The organism is Paenibacillus chartarius (assembly GCF_042432825.1).
Classification (GTDB): domain Bacteria; phylum Bacillota; class Bacilli; order Paenibacillales; family NBRC-103111; genus Gordoniibacillus; species Gordoniibacillus chartarius.
The window spans coordinates 44,572-62,538 of sequence record NZ_JBHLWN010000021.1 but is presented as its reverse complement, the minus strand read 5'-3'; the positions used below and the strand labels follow the sequence as shown (position 1 = coordinate 62,538).

Sequence of the window (17,967 nt, the reverse complement as noted above, 5' to 3'; positions counted from 1 at the left end):
CATGCTTGGGGCACCCTCCAAAAAGGCTTGTCCACGGCGAAAGCTCTCATCAACAAAGCGAAACATACAACAGGGAGATGACGACATGTTGAAAGGGAAGCTCGCGAAAGCCATTGTTTACGGAGTGTTGGCTGGGGCTATGGTGGTCGGCGCGGGAAGCGCAAGCGCGGACGGAGAGGAGCCTGCGGCGGTGTCCATTGAAGCGGAAGCGAAGGCTGCTGCGCAGGAGCCCGCGCTGCTGCCCGGGGACTTCCTGTATTTTATGAAAATGATGATCGAGAAAATCGAGCTTGCGCTAACGTTGGACGATACGAAGCAGGCGCTGCTTCTGCTTGATTTTGCCCAGGAGCGAATCGGAGAGGCGAACGCGCTGATGGCCAAAGGGAATGACGATTTGGCTGCGGAGACGTTGAGGAAGGCAGCCGAGTTCCAGAAGCAGGCTTTGGACGTTTCCGAACCGGCAACGGCGGCATCGAAGCCGGCTGGGTCGACGGAAAGCAAAATTGAGGTTCAAGCTAAGGTTGAAGTGGCGGCGGGGACGCAGACTGTACCGGAGGGTGCTGCAAACCCGCCCGCGCAGGAAAACGAAACGAACGATGGCAAGGTAACCGGGGCGGAAGCATCCGCAGCTGTGGCAGAGGGCTCCGGTGAAGTCGCCCGTGAAGCTGCGGAAAAAGCTACAGGGGAAGGTAGCGAGGAAGCCGTTAAGGAAGCTGCCGCAAACCAAGCCGCTGAGCAAGCCACCGAGGATGCCGCCGAAAAAGCTGAGCTGACTTCCAAATTAACGAAAAACGTTCGGGCTTTGATGCACGCGCTGGAAAACGTGAAGAACGAAAACGCGAAAGCGTCCCTTCGTAAAAATATTGCAAAAAGCTTGGCGCGACTGGAAACGAAAATTGTGAAGCTTGATCCGGAAGCCGCAGCCGAACTCAAGGCAGCCGCGGAGGCTGACGCAGTCAATCCCGCCGCCGAGCCGATCTCGTTGGAACAAGCGGCAGCGGTAACGGAAGATCGGCCGATGGAGAGCACGGTAACGAACTCGGCAAATATAGGGAATGGCGACCAAGCTCAAGCCGGAGCCGAAGCCGGAGCCGAAGCCGAATACCAAGCCCAAGCCGTAGCGAAGAGCGCGAAAGCCGAGGCGAAGGCTGCGATTGCGGAGGAAAAGTCGAAAGCGAAGCAAGAGAAGCGGGATGCACAAGCCGAGGCGAAGCAAGAGAGGCATGAGATGCAAGCCGAAGCGAAGCAAGACAAGCAGGAAGCGAAAGCCCAATCGAAGCAAGACAAGGCGAACAACAAACACGAGTAACCTCGTTCGCTGACGTGACCCCGCCCGCTGAAATATGGAGTGAAACGAAGGTTGCCGACAAACCGGCAGCTTTCGTTTTATTTTCCTATAGGGACTTCTCCCGGCGGTCACGTCCATTGACCTCGTACATACGGCACCGCTCCTCTTACGCCTTGATGCAATGCAACCCCATGCTCCATGCTCGTTTCAGCGATGCATTAGTGCTGCTGAGAGCTTTCCAGCCCATATCCATGCCAAAATACAGGAATAATTTTCTCACCCAGAACACGAAAGTGCAGGAATCTCCATGATTGAAGCTGACGCCGGGCTGATTTTAACTAAAAAGATTGTATTTTTTACAGTGATCGGACTGGGGGGGGGGATTTCAACAAAAATTCCTGCACATTTGCAGGCTTCCTCTTCTACAAATCCCTCATTGCTTCGGAATGGAGCGCGCATCCATCGATGAACGAAGGAGAACAGATGGTGCTGGAGCAAAATTCGTTCATCAAGTTCAACCTGCCGGATGAAGAGCCGGCCCGATACCGCCGGCCGTTTCTGGAGCCGGGCGAAAGCTGCCGGCCTATATGCTTAGTCGGGAGTGGATACGATGAAAGGAATTGAAAACGGAGGGACTGACGGGGTAAACTATTTGTAAGCCGCCGGGGCATCAGGAGGGCTTTGATCGCCTCGGTGCCGGCCGGGGGAGACTGCCCGAATTTGCAAATATATTCGTCAAGAATGGGTTCCCTTCGCATATGCTGAGTCGGAGCATCCGCCCGTCGCCTCAATCCGGGAAGGGTGCCCGCCACTCGTCCGAAGGAAATCGCCGGAAGCCGGGCCGCCGTCCGCGATATGGATATGCGCCCGACGGCCGCGTTGATCGGCAGTGCGGCTTTGGTCATCGCCGGCCGGGTAGATGCGGTGACGGATGTTTACAAGTCAAATGACCTCGGTCGCTCGCTTCACCCACATGCCAGTAAGGAGGCGTTACGCCAATGGCCAAGCAAGACAGCGCGAACATGGAACCTGCGGAGTCGCACGCCCAAAGCATCTGCGAAGTGCTCCTGATTCTAGGCTCCAAATGGGCGCTCCTCGTGCTCGAGGCGTTGCTCCCCGGAGCGCAGCGGTTCAACCAGCTGCAGCGAAACGTCGCCGTTGTGAAGACCCAATCGCTGACCGACACGCTTCGCCACCTGGAGAAGTACGATCTGGTGCACCGCGAGGTTTTCCCTACGATTCCGGTGACGGTGGAATATTCGCTTACCGAGAAGGGCAGAGAGTTCTACGCGGCACTGCAGGAAATGAGCACGTGGGTGCGGAAATGGGGCGGCACGGCGCAGCAATCCAACGACCGCGTCGGCAGAATGCCGTAATTTCCATTTTCGGATAGGAACGGAAGCAGCTGTATTCATAACCGCCTGGGGGAAGCCTTGGGCGGTTTTTTTTGCGTGCTCATCCCTCTGGCCTCAACTAACTTTTTGTTAGCTGGTCAAGATCGAAGGACGTAATCCAAATCGTTTGCGTTCTTACGCAATGAAACGATCCCGCTTATAATTCGGTTAATCGCATCGCAGTGGTTGTGAGGACGGCCGTCCAGCCAGTATGTGGATGAAGATTGGTCTCACCGGCCTAGCTATCCGGGAGCCGCAAACGAATTACGAAAGGGTTGGTCCGTTATGAACCGAATGGTCATTTACCTTCTTACTATAGCTGTATTCTTCACAGCGACGTCCGAGCTCGTCGTCTCCGGCATTCTGAATGTGCTGTCCGAGCAGCTGCATGTCTCCGTTGCATGGGCCGGGCAGCTGATCACCGTTTACTCACTGGCGTTTGCTATCGGAACTCCGATCATCATTTCGCTGACGGCACTGATGAAACGGAAGCGGCTGCTGCTCCTCACGATGCTTGCGTTCACGGCCGGCAATCTCGTCTCCCTGATCGGCTCAAGCTTTACCCTGCTGCTTGTCTCCCGCGTCGTGCTCGGCGTCAGCTCCGGCGTGCTGACAGTGGCCGCCTTCAGCGCCGCCGCCAAGCTAGTCTCCCCGGATAAAATCGGAAGTGCGATCGGCACCATCATTCTCGGGTTCAGCAGCGCGATGATTCTCGGCGTGCCGATCGGCATTGCCTTGACCGAAATGTTCGGCTGGCAGATGATCTTCGTCTTCCTGGCCTCAGGGAGCCTGCTCATTCTGGCCGGTATGGCGCTGCTGCTGCCAGAGATGGAAGGAGACGAGCAGGTTCCGTTCGGAAAACAATTGTCCGTACTGACGAATCCCGTTATCTTCGTCGCGCTGCTATTCGTCCTGCTCCGGGAGGGCGGCACTTCCGTCATGTACACCTACATGTCCTCGTTCCTGGATTCCATCCTGCACCGGAGCCCGGCTGACATCGGCCTCATTATGCTCGCGATCGGTGCTGCCGGCGCAATCGGTTCCAGGGCCGGCGGCTCCGCGGTCGACAGATGGCGCAGCGTACCGGTCATCGTGGTCAGCATGATTGTGCAGGTGACGGCGCTCGCGCTGCTTCCGCCGGCGGTGCATTCGTTTCCGCTTGCTATGGGGCTCTTGGCGCTGTGGGTCATGTCCATGTTCGTTATGGGGCCGGCTACGCAAACGTATTTTATCGAGAAAGCACCGAAGTCGGCTAACCTGATCATCAGCTTGAACTTGTCCGTCACGCAGATCGGCCTTGCGGCAGGCGCAGCCGCCGGGGGCATGGCCGTAACGGCGAATGCGACGGTGCTGTACAATCCTTGGGTTGCGGCATTCGCTTTGCTGCTGGCCTTTACCGCAATCATCGTATCGATCCGCAGGAGCAAAGCGAGCGTAAAGAAGTCTGCTCTTGCCTGAGCCGCGCCCGTCCGGAAAGCCGCGAAGGCGGCCTTCGGGGCTTTCCGGACGGTAAGGCTGCTTGCCGCCCCTTTTACAAATAATTCGAAATGAAAAGCTAAACAATTGATTGATAAAACTAATATAATTAGTTAAAATATATTTGATATTAGTTTTGGATTGAGGAGGGAGAACGAAGATGATTAGCAGAAGGGAACCCGACATTGTCATGAAAGTTACTCGGTTTGGGGCTGCCGCTTTAGCGGTCGCCGGCGTCCTGTTTGTCCTATACCCGGCTCTTCGCCCATTCTCCGATGAGGCGACGATGCAGGGAGCTGCAGCATTCGCGTCCACAGGATGGATTGTATCGCACGTGTTCGCCATACTTGGTTTTATTTTGATGATGCTGGGAGTATTCGGTCTTTACATTCTGCTTCAGGGAAGCTCTGTGGAGCGGCTTGCTTATCGCGGTATGCTGATAAGCTGGATCGGAACCGGGCTCACACTGCCGTTCTATGGCGCGGAAGTATTCAGCTTGAATGCAATCGGCCGGGAAGCGATGAACCAGCAAAATGTCCAGCTCATCAGCTTAGCGAACGCTGTCCGGTTCGGACCGGGATTCGTGATGATTACGGCCGGCCTGATTTTATTGGGATTGGGTACCGCTCTTATGGCCGCAGCCATATGGAAGTCTCGCCTCATAACCAAATGGAGCGGCATTCCGTTCGCTCTAGGATTTTTGCTGTACCTCCCCCAGTATATGGGCAGTCAGCCAATCCGCGTGGCTCACGGGCTGCTGATCACGGTCGGGTGTTTATGGATGGCGGTCACGATGTGGAGACGGCAGCGGGCGGGACCGCCGCGGCCTGTATCCCACCAACGCCTTCAGCCGAAATGATTACGGGTTATTACGCCGGCCAGGCCTAATGTTTTCACGGATTTCATGTGCATTACTAGTCTAAAGCGGCCAGCTGATCGAGCAAATAGGCTCTGGCCGCGGAATCCCTGCAAAGTCCAATTCCGGGAAGCCTGCCCAATATTGCTGCATCTTTTCCGGATCGTTCCGATGGCCGAAATGCTCCGGTTTCTCATAAACCAACATAGTAAACTGCCTATTCATCACTCCTCGTATTGGTGTGAGCTTGATTTAATCGCTCGGTACGATGGCGTTCGGGCAACACCGATTTCGACATCAACGATGAAAATTATGTATCGGGGACCGGCGGCCCTTCCTTCAATGAAGTTACCGAGTTCTACCGGCGAAGAGCCAAATAACGACCGGCTGCTGAAGCTTGCCAAAAAAGTCAAGAGAGCGAGTTTAACGCCCTCTGCAGTGCGTCTCCATACGTAGTGCCGGACTGGTTGATGATCAGCGAGGGCCAGTAGAGCAGCAAAACATTGCCGCGGCGGAAAATGACGGGATTGAGCGGGGGACCCGGACTGCGATAGGCAAGCTGCAGCTCATCCTCAGCGATGACTCGCTCTGCTGCGGATTTGAAAACATAAACGGCGATCGTCTCGTCGGCGGGTACGTCCGCTGGCGCCGGCTCGGCCCCCGACTCCCGCGCTGCAGACCCTTCCGCCGGCATAGGCTTCTCCTTCGCTGCGGACTCCGGCTTCTGCGCTGCAGACCCCGCCTCCGGGCTTGGCCCCGACACCGGCCGTGACTCCGCCTCCGTCGCGGGCCCCGGTGCCGGGATGCTGTCCGTCTCCGTTCGCGGAGGCGCGTTCCCGGCGGACGCTTCCGCGGTGCCGATCCGATACCGCTGCGGCCAAACGCCCGCAAGCGGACCGATGTCGATTCCGTGCAGGCTTGAAGCGGCTGCGCCGGCGGCATAAGCCGTATCGCCGATCGGCGTGAGCGCAAGCCCCTGCCCGCGAAGGCTTTGCTCCAGCTGCTGCGAGCCAAGCGTATCATGCTGCTTCGGAAAGACAGGTAAAGCTGCGGAAGCTGCCAGCAGCAAGCCGCATAAGACGGCTATCAAGGTTCCGAATGTACGAGTATGACGGATATAGCGCTGCAATGCGGCCAAAATAATCGGCCTCCTTTGCCGTGTTGAAGAGGTGTTTTACTCTTCTGACGGTGCGGAGGCCGATTTTGTTGTAAAGTTCATGTGGAAAATTTACCCTTGCAGAGCAAGCAGTGCGCCAACCGCCCCGCTGTATTCGCCGTCCGGCAGCACGTAGGGCTCGCCGCCGCGAAGCCGGGTGTACCGGTAAACGATGTCCGCGAGCAGCTTATTGCCGAGAAACGTGGAGCCGATATAAATGATGTCCGCCGTACCTCGTTCGCGGGCGGCGTGCACGCTTACCGTCGTTACCGTCTCGCCGACAAGCCCGACGACGGACGCCAGCGCGTCCTCGATACCTACCGGCTCGGACTGCCTGCGCACATTGCCGAAGTTGCTTGCCGTCAAATCGCCGGGAATGGGGGGCGTTACACCTGCATAGATGTGGGAAACCTTCAAGTCGACGCGGGACCTGTCTCCATCCAAAGCAGCGGTGACCAAATCTTCGTAGCTGCCGTCCCTCCACCCGAGCAAGGCCGACAGCCCGATGATGGTGCCGCCGCCGACGCCGGTGCCGCCGACCCGTTCATGGCCATCTTGCGTAACATAATGGATCGAAGTGCCGGTTCCTACATTCGTCAGCAAGAACCGTTCCATGCTCCGGCCTTGACGCTGGAGCAGCCAGCGCGCGCCGGTACAGGTCGCCTCGAACTCCGGAACGGCGAGCACATCGACGCCAGAAGCGGTGGCTACCGCTTCCCGCTCAGCCAAAGCGCGGAGCATGCCGGCCTTGCCTCCGGTGAAGGCAAGCACCGCACCGTTCGCTTCAGCGGCCAGCCAGGCCACCGTTCGTTCAATTTCAGATGAAGGAAACTTGAGAAACTTCAATGCTTCCGCAGGTGCGAGATGATCATTCATGATTGCAATCTTGGTTAAGGTACCCCCGGCGTCAATCCCGATTCGCAATGTCATACCCGTTCACCCGAAACCGACGCTGCTGCTTTGATTTTGTTTTTGTTTATCACGCCAAATTCCCCCTCTGGCCGTCCGCTGCTGTCACACGTTATCATACAACGAATTCGCCGGATTGCCAAAACAAAAGAGGCCCCTGCAAGACGAGGCCTTGCAAGGGCCATTCCGATATTATGTATTGTTTAGTATGCCGAACCGCCGAACAGGAAGCGCTTCTCCCACTGCGAGCCTGCGATCGTATCGATGCGGACGCCGCCGGAGGCAATGGAATACGTGTGCAGAATTTGACCGTTGCCGAGGTAGATGCCTACGTGCGTGATCGGCTCGGTCGTCTTGTCCACACCGCTGTAGTTGGAGCGGGAGGACATGAAGAACATCAGATCGCCGCGCTTCAGCTCGTTCCAGGACCAGACGTCGTTGCCCATCGAACGGATTTTGTCGCCCTGCGAGTCGGAATCCGACGGCAGTACGGTACGAGCGCCGTCCCAGAACGCCGTCATCGTGAAGTCGGAGCAGTCGAACGTCGAGGTGTTCCAGCGAGTCGAGCCGAACTCATAAGGAGTGCCCATGTACTGCTGGCCGGCGGCAATAATCGCTTCGATCCTTTCTGGCAGCGGCAGCACAACGCCGGTCACTTCGAAATTGGCGTCGATGACGGCTGCGGACGTTGTCACGTATCCGGAAGCGCCGTTCACATCTTCGGCACGGTACCAATCGGCATTGATTTTCTCCCTGATATCGAGCTCCGTTCCGGCTGCAAGCGTTCGAATGACCGTCGAGGCCGCCGAAGGCTGGCTGCGGAATGCCGTGGAGGCCAATGTTTTGGCATTGGAATAAACCGTCGTGTACGAAGCTCCGGAGCTTACGTAGCCGATGACGCCGGAGGCATCTTTCACTTGATACCAGCTCGGTGTCGGCATGTCCAGTGCAGTGACGATTTCACCGATCTTGAGATAGCGCATAACGGTGCTGGAGGTTGAAGGTTTGTCGCGGAACGAAACGCTGGATTTAGCCTTCAGCTTCGTCGAAACGGTTGATGCGGCGGATGCGGCGGAAACCGGAAGCAGCATAGCGGTGAGGATGACGAGTACAAGTGCGGCGATGAATGCGGACTTTCTTCTCATGATGGTTAGCCTCCCTCGGGTATGGCAACCGGCACGTAGCCGCTTCTCCATGAATGAAGGCAACCCTGCGCCATACGCGTGATTGCCTCGATCCGTCCCTCCAAATCGTTCGGCGGCTGGCTGGCATACCGCATGATCGTGCGGCGAAGCCCCTGTAGCTTTGCGTCCCCAACTTTCGTCAGGTTTGCCATTATCGGGATGTAGAAGCAGGTTTTATGCGGCTGTTGATGTCATTATATGACGAATAGTATTTCTTGGATATGAGCCTAAATGCCCTATTTGTCGAATTATGGTGAACAGGATATTTATAGGTCAAATTACCCAGCCGTACTAATACTTTCTAAACAACTAAACCGTACCATTAAAGCGATGACATCCAAGATCCGAAAGGTACGTGAACCTATGAAACGTTCATCCTTGGGAATCGCCGGCGCTTGTCTCGGAGTCCAGTTGCTGGTCGTGTACGGGCTGCTGTCCGTTTTGTATGTTTGCAGCCCGAAGCCGTCCGCGCTTGGCGCTTTGCTGTGGGGCGGAGCCATTGTCGCCGTATTGACCGGGCTGATCTTCTATATATTCATGAGACTGATGGAGCGCGAGCGGCACTCCAGGGAAGTACGCTACCGCCGTGTTGTCGAATTTCTTCCGGAACCGGTCGTCGTGCATCAGGCGTTTCGGATGCTGTATGCCAATGCCGCTGCTGCGGCGATTGTCGGCGAGGATTCGGCGGCTGCGCTAAAGGGACGCATGATCTATGATTACATTCACCCTGGGGACGTCCAGCGAATGTTGGATCGAATCCTGCGGTTGAAGGAGAGCGGACTTCCGACAGAAATCGACGAAACCCGGCTTGTATCGAAGAACGGAGGCACGGTCTATGTGGAAGTTACTTCGACGATGATCGATTACGACGGTACAGAGGCGGTACTCACATCGGTTCGGGACGTTACGGAGCAGCGTCTTGCCGAACAACGGATCGACGAGCACCGCCGGCTCATCGACCGGGTGCTGGAAGCCCAATTGGACGGTATCCTGCTCTGCGACCAGGACGGTGTGATTTTGTTTGCGAATGAGCGGTTTTTGAGCTTTTTCCATTGCGGAGACCTGACCGGGCGGACGTTGGCGGAAAGCTACCGCAGCTTGGAGTGGGGGCTGGAGGCGGATCCGTATTTTCTGGAACGAATGACGGCATATGCCCGCGGCCACGCACCGGGTTTTCAGGAAAAGTACGAGCTGCATCGGCCGGAAGCCACGCTGCATATCGAGGTGCACGGCATTCCCATTACGAATGTGACGAGGCAGGGCAACCGGCGCGAGACGTTGTTCGTGTTCCGTGACCGCAGCAGCGAGGAGCGTGTGAATGTGCTGAAAAATGAGCTGATTTCGACCGTTTCCCATGAGATGCGAACTCCGTTGGCTTCCATTCAAGGGTTTGTGGAGATTTTGCTGACGCGCGAGCTGACTCCGGAGAAGACGAACCATTATTTGGGGACGGTGCATCGGGAAGCGCTTCGGCTCGGCCGGCTGATCGAAGATTTCCTCGACATTCAGCACATGGAGCAGGGAAAGCTCGCCTATCGCAAGGAGAGGATCGATGCGGCCGTGCTGCTGAAGGAGGTCGCCCGGCAGTGGCGAGGGAAACAGAAGCATGCCGTGCAGTTAAGCGTAGAAGGAGACAGGTGCTTCGTACTGGCGGATTCCGGTCGGCTGCGGCAGGCGGTTAACCAATTGATCTCCAACGCTATCAAATATTCGCCCGATGCCGACCGCGTCGACATCCGTTTGGCTGCGGCCGGGGACACCGTCGCCCTTTCGGTGCGCGACTATGGCCTCGGCATCCCGGATGCGGCGAAGCCGCAGCTGTTCTCCAAGTTTTACCGCATCGACAACAGCGACAGCAGGCAGAGCGGTGGAGCCGGGCTAGGACTTGCGATCGTCAAAAGCATCGTGGAAGCGCATAACGGCACCATCGTGCTCGACTCGGAGCCGGGGAAAGGGAGCACGTTCACGATCCGGCTGCCCAGGCATTCCCGCTTGGACGATGCCGCCGAATTTGCAGTGTGAACGATATCCATCCGGCAGTCCGGGAGCCGAGTCTCCCTTCGGCGGACGAACCGCCTGAGGATTACGAACCTTTACTCAAAAATAACTTGCAGCGGCATACCCCTTCTAGTATGATAGAAAACGCTCTCTTTTTTGAAGTTGGGGCTATTTTCCATCCGCGGGGAGGGGTTTGACTGCTGTTCACCGTTTTGGTTCGCAAGTCGTTCAAGCGCAATCATCAATATCGGATGGCCAACTGGATTCAAAATATCGGCTCCGCCGTGTTCGGCTTCGTCTACGCCTCGATTTGGGCCGGCATCGGAGCGTCCGGCGGCACCGCGAATGTGCTGGGGGTCTACGGCACCGGGGGGATGGTCGCTTACATCGCCTTCAACCAATCGGTGCTGCATATCGTGCTGTTCCTTACGAACGGGCTCGGGCTCGAGCAGAGCGTGCGCACCGGCCAAATCTCGCTGGAGCTGATGCGGCCGACGCCGTTATTTTACCAGCTGATGGGCAGAGAGTGGGGCCAAATCGCCTATCAGGCGCTTTACAAATCGCTGCCGATGTTCGTCTTCTACTACCTCATCTTCCGCTTTCCGCTGCCGCAGCAGCCCGCCGTCTACGCATGGACCCTGCTGAGCCTCATCTGCGCCGCTTACCTATCGATTTGCCTGCAGTTTCTGATCGGCATCGCCGCATTGTGGACGACGGAATCGCGCTGGCTGTTCTGGATCAATTACGCCTGCCATACGCTGCTGTCGGGCTTCTTCATCCCTCTCGAATGGCTTCCGGAGCCGTTTCGTCAGCTCAGTGCGGTCACGCCGTACCCGTACATCCAGTATCACACGACACGCATGTTTATGGGACTCGAGGGACCGCAAGCGATTGTGCCCGCTCTGTTATGGGGCGCTGCGCTGACCGGGCTTTGCCTGTTCGCGACGCGGCTTGCAAGACGCAAGCTGGAAGTTCAAGGAGGGTAAGCGATGAAACGGCTCGATGGCTCGTCATTACGCATGTATCTCTTGCTGGTAAAGGCTTCGGTCCGCAGCCGGATGCAGCATCCGTTTAATTTTGTCGTCGGTACGATCATGGCGGCGTTCGTCAACGTCATCGATTTCGCCTTGATCGCGGTTGTGCTCCGGCGTTTCGGCCAAGTGCAAGACTGGAGCATGGCGGAGGTCGCCTATTTGTACGGTGTGATTGTGCTGTGCAAGGCGCTGTACCGGACCTTCGCAAGCGATGTGCACCAGCTGGAAAAATATTTGGTCAGCGGCGACCTCGATCAGCTCCTGACCCGGCCCGTGCCTGTACTGCTCGCGCTCATGTCGCAGAACGTGACGCTGTATACCGCTGAGCCGCTGCTTGGCGTAACCATGGTGGCCTGGAGCCTGCAGCAGCTCATGGCCGCCGGGCAGGTAGGCTGGGCCGCCGTGCCGCTCACGCTGCTCATGGTCGTCACCGGCGCCGTCATCCTGTTCGCGATCGGACTCGCTACGGCAACCGCCGGCTTCTGGATTACGCGCATCCGCGAGCTGCAGGTCGTCACCGAGGACGCCTCCAAGTTCGCAGCCCAATATCCGCTGTCGCTGTATCCCAAATGGCTGCAGTATGTGCTCTGCACGCTCATTCCCGTAGGCTTTGCCAACTATATTCCGTCGCTGTACGTGCTGCGCGGTGAGCCGGGCTTCTGGGTGATGGGGGCGACCGCGCTGGTTGCAGGGCTGTGTCTGATGCTGTCGCTGCGCTTCTGGAGGTTCGGTCTGAGCCGCTACCAGAGCGCCGGCAGTTGAACGCTGAATGAAGGGAGACGAGGCAACGCATGATATCCGTGACGAATATTAGCAAAACTTTCCGGGTCCCGGTTGCTGCGGAAGGGCGCTTCGGCGCGCTGCGCAGCCTGTGGTCCGGCGCCAGGCTGGAGAAGACGGCGGTGCGGGACGTGAGCTTTACGATTGAGCGCGGTGAGTTTGTCGGCTATATCGGCCCGAACGGCGCAGGCAAGTCGACGACGATCAAAATGTTAACCGGCATTCTCCATCCGACCTCAGGCAGTGTGCGCATCGCCGGGTTCAGTCCGCACCGCCAGCGGACGGAGGTGGCGAGGCGGCTTGGCGTCGTGTTCGGCCAGCGGACGCAGCTGTGGTGGGATTTGCCGGTAAAGGATTCCTACGATATACTAGCAGCCATGTACAAGGTGCCCGGCGAAGACAAGCGGCGGCGGCTGGAGGAATTAACGGAGCTGCTCGGGCTGGACGAATTCATGCAGACGCCGGTCCGCAAGCTGTCGCTCGGTCAGCGGATGCGCGCCGATCTGGCCGCCGCACTCCTCCATGCGCCGGATGTGCTGTTTCTCGACGAGCCGACGATCGGCTTGGACGTGCTCGCGAAACGGAGCATACGGAGCTTTCTGCAGAAGCTCAACCGCGAGCTGGGCGTGACCATTCTGCTGACGACCCACGACATGGACGATATCGAGCAGCTGTGCTCGCGGGTCATGGTCATTAACCGCGGCGAGCTGGCTTACGATGGCTCGATCGCGGCGCTGCGGGAGCGGATCGGGCTGCCGACGGTCATACGGGTGACGTTCGAAGGCGCCGGGAGCGGCAGCGTTAGCAGCGGCGGAGACGTTGGCGTTAGCGGTGTCGGTGCTGGGGGAAACGGCGGCATCGTTGGCGTTGGAGAAAGCGTTGGCAGCAGCACTGGCGTTGAGGCTGGCGGAAGCGTTGGTGCCGGCGGCGCATCGGGCGGCTGGTCGGTGCCGGAGCGATGGGAGGGGGCGTTCCGGCTGACCGGGCGGACGGACAGCGGCGTAACGCTGGAATGCAACCGGACGACGATCAGCGTCATGGACATGCTCAAGACGGTCGGCACATGGGGGCCCATTGCGGATGTGCATATGGAAGAACCGGATTTCGAAGACATCATTCATCGCATATATTAAACTATAGAAAATGCAGTCGTCAGGGGGAGTCGTCATGTCAGAGAAAGAACGTTCGGAGCAGGAGCGGAACGAATACGAACGGGAGTCGGTGCGTCTCGGCGGGATCGTCAAGCTGATGGGGAGGCTGAAGGAAAAAGCGCAGTCGCTCGTCTCGGACCGCCGCGAGCGGGTCGTGTCGATCCGCCGCGACTTCTGGGACGATGTGAGCTTGAACGCCGAGCACGACGATGATCTGATGGAGACGGCTGCCAGCATCCGTGCGCAGGCGAACGTGCTGCGCCAGCAGGAGCGCACGTTCGAGCAGGCGTACGATACGCTGCGCAGGCTGGAGCGGAGCATGGAGGAGCCGTATTTCGGGCGGATTGATTTTACCGAGGCGGAGACGGGTCTGCAGGAGAAGGTGTATATCGGACTGATGTCGGTCGTCGACCCGGAAACCGACGAGCTGCTCGTGTACGACTGGCGCGCGCCGATCTCGGGGATGTTCTATGATTTTCCTCCGGGGCCGGCTTCCTACAGCGTTCCGAAGGGCGAGACGATTCACGGCGAGCTGACGCTGAAGCGGCAGTACTTGATCCGCGGCGGCAGGCTGACGGACTATTTCGATACAGGCCTGCGCATCGGCGACGGCCTTCTCGCGCAGCTGCTCGGCCGAAGCGCCGACGACAAAATGAAAAGCATCGTCACGTCGATCCAAAGCGAGCAGAACGAGATCATCCGCGATACGACGAGCCGCGTCGTGATCGTGCAGGGAGCGGCGGGCAGCGGCAAAACGTCCGTCGCGCTGCAGCGCGTCGCGTATTTGCTGTACCGGTACCGCGACTTGCTGTCGAGCAGCAACATGGTGCTGTTCTCGCCGAACCGTCTGTTCAGCGACTACGTGTCGAACGTGCTGCCGGAGCTGGGTGAAGCCAATATGCGGCAGACGACGTTCCAGGAGCATCTCGAGCGGGAGCTGGACGACCTGGGCGCGGTCGCGGCGGGAAGCGGGGCCGGCGCTGATCAAGGCCCGGCGGTCGAAGACGCCTACGACCAGTTCGAGGCGCAGCTGCGCCGTCCCGAAGGCGAAGAGCTGGAGGCCGTGAGGACGGCGGGCGTGCGGTTCAAATCGTCCACTGCGTTCGCGGAGGCGATTCGGCTGTATGCGAAGCTGCTGGAGCGGGAAGGCATGAAGTTTCGGGATTTCATGGTTAAGGACCGCGTCGTGCTGCAGGCCTCGCGTCTAGCGGAACGGTTCTACGAGCACCGCACGACGCGGCCGATATGGGAGCGGATGGAGCTGCTCTCGGAATGGCTGCAGGAGGAGCTGGAGACGCTGAAGGCCGAAGCGGAGAAACGGTACTATCGCCGGCTCCGCAATGCGCCGCAATATCTCGGTGCGGACCCCGAGCTGCAGACGATGGCGAAGAAGCAGGCGAAGAAACGGTACGGACCGCTCATCGAACAGGCGAAGCGGTTCGAGTTCTGGGACCTTGGGGGATTGTACGCGCGGCTGTTCGAGGACGAGTCGCTGTGGACCCGTCTGGCGGAGGAGGCAGGGGCCGACGCTCCCGCCGTGCGGGAGCGGATCGCTGCGGCAAGGCCCGGGGGCGAGCTGTGGAACGGCGTATGCCGCGATACGCTGGAGCGGCTGGGGCGCGGCCTTATTCCGTACGAGGATGCGACGCCGATGGTCGATCTGAAGGGCCGGATCGAGAGCAGACAGACGCTGTCGGCGATCCGGCACGTGCTGATCGACGAGGCGCAGGACTATACGCCGTACCAGTTTTCGTATTTGAAGCGGCTGTTCCCGCGTGCGAAATTCACGCTGCTCGGCGATTGGAACCAGGGCATCTATCAGCATGCGCAGGGCGGCGGCGAATACGGCTCGATCGCGGAGCTGTTCCAGGAGGACGATACGCGCATTTATCGGCTGACGAAGAGCTACCGCTCGACGACCGAGATCGCGGAGCTGGCCGCCGCCGTGCTGCCGGAGCGGGAGTCGGTCGAGCCGTTCGAGCGCCGCGGCGAGCCGCCGCAGGTGCTGGCGGCGGCCGGTGCGGCGGAGCTGCCGGCGCAGGTATGGCGCGACGTCGTGCGGCTGCGGGCGGAGGGCGCAAAGACGGTCGCCGTCATCTGCAAGACGCAGGCGGAGGCGCGCCGGGCGCACGAGCGGCTGCAGGAAGCGCGCGCCGCGGCGGGGGCGGAGCTGCCTGCCGGCGCGGGGGCTGCGGCCGGCGGGGAGCAGCCGCCGCTGCAGCTCGTCACGAAGGAGTCCGCCGGCTTCAGCTCGGAGCTCACCGTGATTCCGGCTGCGCTCGCCAAAGGACTCGAATTCGACGCCGTCATCGTGTACAACGCCGGCGCATCCGTCTACCGCAGCGAGCGCGAGCGGAAGCTGTTCTACACCGTGTGCACGCGCGCACTGCACCGGCTCCACCTGCACATCGCGGGCGAGCCGACGCCGTTCCTGCAGGGCACGCCGCTTGCGGCCGCTGTGGCTGCAGCCGGTGCTGCAGGCGGTGCTGCGGCCGGTGCTGCGGCCGGTGCTGCAGGCGGCGCTGCGGCCGGTGCTGCAGGCGGCGCTGCGGCCGGTGCTGCAGGTGGCGCTGCAGGCGGTGCTGCGGCCGGTGCTGCAGGCGGTGCTGCGGCAGGCACTCCGGCCGGTGCTGCCGAGCCGCAGCTGCAGTAAGGTTTTGACGATAGATGATGGATTTGGCGAGCCGCTCTCCCGCGATTTGGTGTGGAGGGCGGCTTTTGTTGCGTGTTGGGTCTAGGGGAGTTGTAGCGGGTAGGTCCGTGGAAGGTGAAACAATCGTAGATGTGACAGGCTAATTAACGGTTTCGCAGGGAGCTATTTGCTTCAATTGGTTGATTTTCAACCAAATAGCGGATTCGCAGATTCTTAATTTCCTGCAAAGCCGAGAAAAGGTGGCGTTTTGGGTCAGCTCAGAAAAAATAAGCCCCCGCCGCTCCTTTATTCCAGCTTTCATAGGACAAAGAGTAATATTAGCGCCCTCAAAATCCTCTATTTGGGACATGCAGCGGTCGCTGTACTGCACCGGCAAGCTCTTGCCCGTGGCTGGGGCGCTGCGATCGGTGATTGGCATAATCAATGCGGCACGAGCTGGCTAGGATCGAGAAGAGGAGCCCGTGAAGTACCGTTTCCTAGTATCGGGCTCGGCGACTTCACGTGCCATAGCTGCATGATGAAAGCAGCCGCAGATGGAACTCTACAGCTTCGCCGAGCATGGCTTCACAGTTGACAATAACAGCCATATTCGCTATTGTTTTTTTATACTGACCATTCGGAATAAAAAGAGGTAACCGCATGCCCAAAGTAGGAATGGAACCGAAGCGCCGCGCAGATGTCATCAACGCCACGTTAACTTGTATCAGCAAATACGGGATGGACGGGATGACGCTCGATAAAGTTGCCGAGTATGCCGACTGCTCCAAAGGAGTCGTCACGTATTACTACAAGAATAAGGACCACTTGACAGTCGAGGCTTTTAAGGCGTTCTTGGCCTATTATGGTCAAAAGATCCAATCGGAGATCGATACTACCATGCCGGCCGGGCAAATGCTCGACGTTGCGCTTAAGCACATGCTCCCGCCGTCAAGTGAAAGTGCGTCAAAGGCGATCAATGTGTCGGGGCTCGATGGAGTGGAGAAGATGCACATTCCGTATGAAGACCAGGCAAGGCTATTCCTGCAATTTTTCTCGAAGGCGGTGTTGGACCGCGGGCTGCAAGAAGTGCTGTCCGAAAGCTATTTGGCCGATCTGCAAGGCATAGCTAAAATTTTTGAGTACGGCAACAAGACGGGACATATGAATGTTGAGGATTCCCAAAGCGCCGCTTACGGGCTAATGGCGATGGTCGTAGGGCTGGGCTTCTTTCGCGTGGCGAACATTAAGCCTAGCAATGGCGAAGATAACCGGTACATCTGCGAGGAGTACGTCGGGAGGTTTAAGATAAAAGAAGCTTAGCGGGTGAAGCTGAAGAAGGAGGAAGAATGATGTCAAACGAAGGGCGATTGGGCGGTGAACGCGATGTGCACGAGCATAGTCAGGCCGACGATTTGATGGTGAACATTCCGATGAAGAAAATTCCGATGATGAACATTCCGGCCGGCGAGATTCAGTTAAGAGACGATCGGATCCAATCGACGTGGACGGTTACGGTAGATTCGTTTTTGCTGGCGCCGGTTCCCGTTACGAAAGCGTTGTATAATTCAGTGGTGCCGCATTCAGCCGAACCGGATGCCGAATCTCAGGCCCCGGTTACGGAAGTGTCTTGGAATGACGCTGTCGGTTTCTGTAATGCGCTTTCCCGGCGGTCCGGGCTGCAGGAATGCTACTCAGTGAGCGATGACGGTGAGCGTGCCGTCTGGAACATAACGGCGAACGGATATCGTTTGTCTACGGAAGCGGAGTGGCAGTTTGCGTGCAAAGCGGGAACGTCCGGCTACTATTACGGCGAGCTCGACGACATTGCCTGGTATCGCGGCAACTCCGGGGGTAAGGCGCATGAGGTCGGGAGGAAGCTGCCGAATGCGTGGGGGCTCTACGATATGCTCGGCAACGTATGGGAGTGGTGCTGGGATTTATATGACGTGAACGTGTACGGCTCCTACAGGATTTTCCGGGGCGGCAGCTGGGCGGAAGAAGCGAGAGGCTGCGGCTCCACGTGCCGCCGCCGCAGTCATCCTACGTTTCGCATCGACGATCTCGGCTTTCGCCTAGCCAGGTCGGTTCATAAATAGCCTTCAAACGAGG

Annotated in this window: 15 protein-coding genes and 1 riboswitch; of the genes, 12 read left to right on the top strand and 3 right to left on the bottom strand. The window is 58.5% G+C overall.

From position 1 onward, the window contains the following. The first annotated feature begins 85 nt into the window (after positions 1-85). The 5 genes from ACFFK0_RS04090 (at position 86) to ACFFK0_RS04070 (ending at position 5,017) form a co-directional block, all read left to right on the top strand. Positions 86-1,309, top strand: a complete 1,224-nt coding sequence (locus ACFFK0_RS04090; protein ID WP_377468623.1) for a DUF5667 domain-containing protein — start codon at positions 86-88, stop codon at positions 1,307-1,309. A gap of 444 nt (positions 1,310-1,753) precedes the next feature. Beyond that, on the top strand, positions 1,754-1,912 hold the full coding sequence (locus tag ACFFK0_RS04085; protein WP_377468622.1) for a hypothetical protein: 159 nt from the start codon (positions 1,754-1,756) through the stop codon (positions 1,910-1,912). A 374-nt stretch (positions 1,913-2,286) separates the two neighbouring features. After that, complete coding sequence (locus ACFFK0_RS04080; RefSeq protein ID WP_377468621.1) at positions 2,287-2,664, top strand: winged helix-turn-helix transcriptional regulator; 378 nt, start codon at positions 2,287-2,289, stop codon at positions 2,662-2,664. Between the two features lie 303 nt (positions 2,665-2,967). Then, positions 2,968-4,140: an MFS transporter gene (locus ACFFK0_RS04075; RefSeq protein WP_377468620.1), complete on the top strand. Its 1,173-nt coding sequence runs from the start codon at positions 2,968-2,970 to the stop codon at positions 4,138-4,140. Positions 4,141-4,318: 178 nt separating this feature from the next. Then, positions 4,319-5,017, top strand: coding sequence for a hypothetical protein (locus ACFFK0_RS04070; protein ID WP_377468619.1), 699 nt, complete (start codon positions 4,319-4,321; stop codon positions 5,015-5,017). A gap of 406 nt (positions 5,018-5,423) precedes the next feature. Here the strand turns inward: ACFFK0_RS04070 and ACFFK0_RS04065 are convergent, their stop codons facing one another. The 3 genes from ACFFK0_RS04065 to ACFFK0_RS04055 form a co-directional block, all read right to left on the bottom strand. Continuing rightward, a complete protein-coding gene (locus tag ACFFK0_RS04065; protein WP_377468618.1) occupies positions 5,424-6,152 on the bottom strand; it encodes a hypothetical protein in 729 nt (242 codons plus the stop codon). Between the two features lie 90 nt (positions 6,153-6,242). Further along, positions 6,243-7,100, bottom strand: a complete 858-nt coding sequence (coaW, locus tag ACFFK0_RS04060) for a type II pantothenate kinase (RefSeq protein ID WP_377468617.1) — start codon at positions 7,098-7,100, stop codon at positions 6,243-6,245. A 182-nt stretch (positions 7,101-7,282) separates the two neighbouring features. Beyond that, positions 7,283-8,224, bottom strand: a complete 942-nt coding sequence (locus ACFFK0_RS04055; protein ID WP_377468616.1) for a C40 family peptidase — start codon at positions 8,222-8,224, stop codon at positions 7,283-7,285. A 108-nt stretch (positions 8,225-8,332) separates the two neighbouring features. After that, a riboswitch (cyclic di-GMP riboswitch) is annotated at positions 8,333-8,423 on the bottom strand. Positions 8,424-8,626: 203 nt separating this feature from the next. Here ACFFK0_RS04055 and ACFFK0_RS04050 point away from each other — a divergent pair. The 7 genes from ACFFK0_RS04050 (at position 8,627) to ACFFK0_RS04020 (ending at position 17,954) form a co-directional block, all read left to right on the top strand. After that, positions 8,627-10,285: an ATP-binding protein gene (locus ACFFK0_RS04050; RefSeq protein WP_377468615.1), complete on the top strand. Its 1,659-nt coding sequence runs from the start codon at positions 8,627-8,629 to the stop codon at positions 10,283-10,285. Positions 10,286-10,473: 188 nt separating this feature from the next. Next, entirely contained in the window at positions 10,474-11,247 is a 774-nt protein-coding gene (locus ACFFK0_RS04045) for an ABC transporter permease (RefSeq protein ID WP_377468614.1), read from the top strand. 3 nt (positions 11,248-11,250) lie between these two features. Beyond that, positions 11,251-12,057: an ABC transporter permease gene (locus tag ACFFK0_RS04040; protein WP_377468612.1), complete on the top strand. Its 807-nt coding sequence runs from the start codon at positions 11,251-11,253 to the stop codon at positions 12,055-12,057. 29 nt (positions 12,058-12,086) lie between these two features. Continuing rightward, entirely contained in the window at positions 12,087-13,208 is a 1,122-nt protein-coding gene (locus ACFFK0_RS04035; protein WP_377468611.1) for an ABC transporter ATP-binding protein, read from the top strand. Positions 13,209-13,242: 34 nt separating this feature from the next. Next, positions 13,243-15,879, top strand: coding sequence for an RNA polymerase recycling motor HelD (gene helD / locus ACFFK0_RS04030; protein ID WP_377468610.1), 2,637 nt, complete (start codon positions 13,243-13,245; stop codon positions 15,877-15,879). Positions 15,880-16,518: 639 nt separating this feature from the next. Then, the gene (locus ACFFK0_RS04025) at positions 16,519-17,178 is read left to right on the top strand and encodes a TetR/AcrR family transcriptional regulator (RefSeq protein WP_377468609.1); all 660 of its coding nucleotides are present in this window, start codon (positions 16,519-16,521) and stop codon (positions 17,176-17,178) included. 110 nt (positions 17,179-17,288) lie between these two features. Beyond that, complete coding sequence (locus ACFFK0_RS04020) at positions 17,289-17,954, top strand: formylglycine-generating enzyme family protein (RefSeq protein WP_377468699.1); 666 nt, start codon at positions 17,289-17,291, stop codon at positions 17,952-17,954. Positions 17,955-17,967: the final 13 nt, after the last annotated feature.

Bases quoted from the DNA above. Each gene is read 5' to 3' on its own strand.
- ACFFK0_RS04090 (WP_377468623.1), top strand. From the start codon at position 86: ATGTTGAAAGGGAAGCTCGCGAAAGCCATTGTTTACGGAGTGTTGGCT.
- ACFFK0_RS04085 (WP_377468622.1), top strand. From the start codon at position 1,754: ATGAACGAAGGAGAACAGATGGTGCTGGAGCAAAATTCGTTCATCAAG.
- ACFFK0_RS04080 (WP_377468621.1), top strand. From the start codon at position 2,287: ATGGCCAAGCAAGACAGCGCGAACATGGAACCTGCGGAGTCGCACGCC.
- ACFFK0_RS04075 (WP_377468620.1), top strand. From the start codon at position 2,968: ATGAACCGAATGGTCATTTACCTTCTTACTATAGCTGTATTCTTCACA.
- ACFFK0_RS04070 (WP_377468619.1), top strand. From the start codon at position 4,319: ATGATTAGCAGAAGGGAACCCGACATTGTCATGAAAGTTACTCGGTTT.
- coaW (WP_377468617.1), bottom strand. From the start codon at position 7,100: ATGACATTGCGAATCGGGATTGACGCCGGGGGTACCTTAACCAAGATT.
- ACFFK0_RS04055 (WP_377468616.1), bottom strand. From the start codon at position 8,224: ATGAGAAGAAAGTCCGCATTCATCGCCGCACTTGTACTCGTCATCCTC.
- ACFFK0_RS04050 (WP_377468615.1), top strand. From the start codon at position 8,627: ATGAAACGTTCATCCTTGGGAATCGCCGGCGCTTGTCTCGGAGTCCAG.
- ACFFK0_RS04040 (WP_377468612.1), top strand. From the start codon at position 11,251: ATGAAACGGCTCGATGGCTCGTCATTACGCATGTATCTCTTGCTGGTA.
- ACFFK0_RS04035 (WP_377468611.1), top strand. From the start codon at position 12,087: ATGATATCCGTGACGAATATTAGCAAAACTTTCCGGGTCCCGGTTGCT.
- helD (WP_377468610.1), top strand. From the start codon at position 13,243: ATGTCAGAGAAAGAACGTTCGGAGCAGGAGCGGAACGAATACGAACGG.
- ACFFK0_RS04025 (WP_377468609.1), top strand. From the start codon at position 16,519: ATGCCCAAAGTAGGAATGGAACCGAAGCGCCGCGCAGATGTCATCAAC.
- ACFFK0_RS04020 (WP_377468699.1), top strand. From the start codon at position 17,289: ATGAAGAAAATTCCGATGATGAACATTCCGGCCGGCGAGATTCAGTTA.